The 2,099-nt window shown below is 57.6% G+C and carries 3 protein-coding genes; all 3 read left to right on the top strand.

Annotation, left to right across the window (positions count from 1 at the left end; genetic code table 11):
- On the top strand, positions 1-568 hold a 568-nt coding region (locus JKL46_RS34630), incomplete at its 5' end, for a hypothetical protein (protein ID WP_210381555.1).
- Between the two features lie 250 nt (positions 569-818).
- Positions 819-1,571, top strand: coding sequence for a Crp/Fnr family transcriptional regulator (locus JKL46_RS34625; protein ID WP_246529743.1), 753 nt, complete (start codon positions 819-821; stop codon positions 1,569-1,571).
- The gene (locus tag JKL46_RS34620) at positions 1,568-1,807 is read left to right on the top strand and encodes a hypothetical protein (protein WP_201842967.1); all 240 of its coding nucleotides are present in this window, start codon (positions 1,568-1,570) and stop codon (positions 1,805-1,807) included. Before JKL46_RS34625 ends, JKL46_RS34620 begins: the two co-directional genes overlap by 4 nt.
- The last annotated feature ends 292 nt before the right edge of the window (positions 1,808-2,099 follow it).

Here is a 2,099-nt window from a genome sequence, read left to right as displayed (position 1 = left end):
CCAAGAAAAACCCTTGGCTTCCAAACGCCAGGAGATACCCTGGCCAAAGCTGTTGCGCTCATCACTTGAACCCACCACTTCAAGTTTTGATGAAGCCAAGAGAAAGGGTTATGCAGGTCAGCCATGGCAAATCGTTCGACCGCTCGCCAGCATACCGCCCCGCGTCGACTTCACTGCCGATGAACTGTCTCTGTTACTGTCCTTGAGGGACAGTGATCTTTTCAACCGGCTATCTCAACTCGATGGCATCTATAATAACTTCTTGGATATCTTATCTACGTTCAACGCGCGAAAGAGCGCGTTGAACGATCTTCTCCCGGGTGTCGTCCTAGATGGTACCGTTCTCACAAAGCCGCTTCCCGAGGATCAGGCGCTGAAACTCCTGCCTATCATTCATGATGTCGATCAATTGATTGGGTATCTCCAGGAAAGAGCCGAGGCCGATCGTTCGGATGCAGACCAGGCGCTCAACCAGTTAGCGCTTCTGCTCAATGATCGGCTTGATCTTGGGTTCTCGATTGCGGCAAAGGCTGCTGTTCCAGACGCTTTGATTCCTCGGACCCCATGACCTATTCCCGCGAAACCACTGCCATCTCTGAACTCACCGGCCAGCCTGTGAACACCTGGACTGAGGAATGGCGGATCGAGACCGAGGACTGAGCCACCCTGGCCACGGCAGTTTAAGATCCGAAAACTAACATGGGTTGGGGACAGACCTCCCCTTATGAGGGAAGGTGAAACTACCCTCAGCAACCGATTATAGGCGCTGATGGCTGAGAGATGCGTGCGCTCCCGCCTGCAGAACAGGGGGCATCATCTTGGCCGCACCCCAGACCATCCATCCCGACCACCATCCGCTCATCCGCAAGCTGGAGAGCATCTTCCGGCTCACCGATGAGGAGCGGCAGGCCCTGCTGAACCTGCCGATGCAGGTGAATGTCATCAAGGAGGATCAGGATATCGTACGTGAGGGCGACCGCCCCTCCCGCTCGTTCGCGATCCTGAACGGCTTGACCTGCACCTACAAGATGACCGGGGACGGCAGGCGCCAGATTGTGAAGTTCTGCATCCCAGGTGACATTCCCGACATCCAAAGCCTGCACCTGAAGGTGCTGGACATCAGCATCGCCACCCTGACCCAATGCAGCGTCGGCTTCATCACCCATGAAGCCTTGTGGGATCTGTGCATGCGCTATCCCAGGCTCGCCGCCGCCTTCTGGCGCGAGACGCTGGTGGAGGGCGCCATCTTCCGCGAGTGGGTGCTCAATGTCGGACGCCGCGAAGCCTACAATCGCATGGCGCATCTCATGTGCGAGATGCTGGTACGCATGAGAGCGGTCGCCCTGGTCGAGGGCCATGCCTGCAACCTGCCGATCACCCAGATCGAAATTGCCGATGCGCTCGGCATCTCGCCGGTCCATGTGAACCGGGTTCTCCAGCAGATGCGCGGCGACGGCCTGATCGAGCTGAAAGGCGACTGGCTGAATATTCCTGACTGGGAGAAGTTGAAGGAGGCAGGTGACTTCGACCCACTCTATCTTCATCTGGTCCAGGAGTGGCCAGCAGCATGATCCTCACCTTTCAGCCTGTTAGGGTCGCCAACGGCTTCGATGAAGAGGGCATGTTGGTCTTCGACGAAGAGCAGCGGCTTGTGGCGGTGCTGACCCATCTCTCTGAGGAGAACGAGGTAGTCCCAGGACATTGGTTTCTGGAGGCGGGTTTCGGACGGATCGACGGAATCAATCATCCCGCCTTTGCAGATCTGGAAGCCGCCCAGGTGTGGATCCGCCAGCGCTTTGCCCCTTAGGAATTGGGCAGGTCGGCAATGCGAAAGAAGGCCTGACAAAAGTTTTGCAGACTGCTGCAGCACTTCGGGCCACCGTGCAGAAGCTTGAGGACGTCAGGGCTGCCAAGTAGAGCGGCATAGAGCAAGGCCGACGGGCCCCGCAAGGGCGTCGCGGCCTCACCAAAGCTCATTCCATACTGTGAATGATGCGAAATTGCTCGCCAGCTTTATGCGTCTGGTTTCGGTGGCAGGTAGCGGCCCGGCATCACGCGCTGACGGATGCGCTGGATCCGGCCATAGCATTCACACACTG

The sequence above is a fragment of the Microvirga zambiensis WSM3693 genome (assembly GCF_016735695.1).
Taxonomy (GTDB): Bacteria; Pseudomonadota; Alphaproteobacteria; order Rhizobiales; family Beijerinckiaceae; genus Microvirga; species Microvirga zambiensis.
Note: the sequence above shows the minus strand (reverse complement) of the source record. Positions and strands in the feature narration are given on the sequence as shown.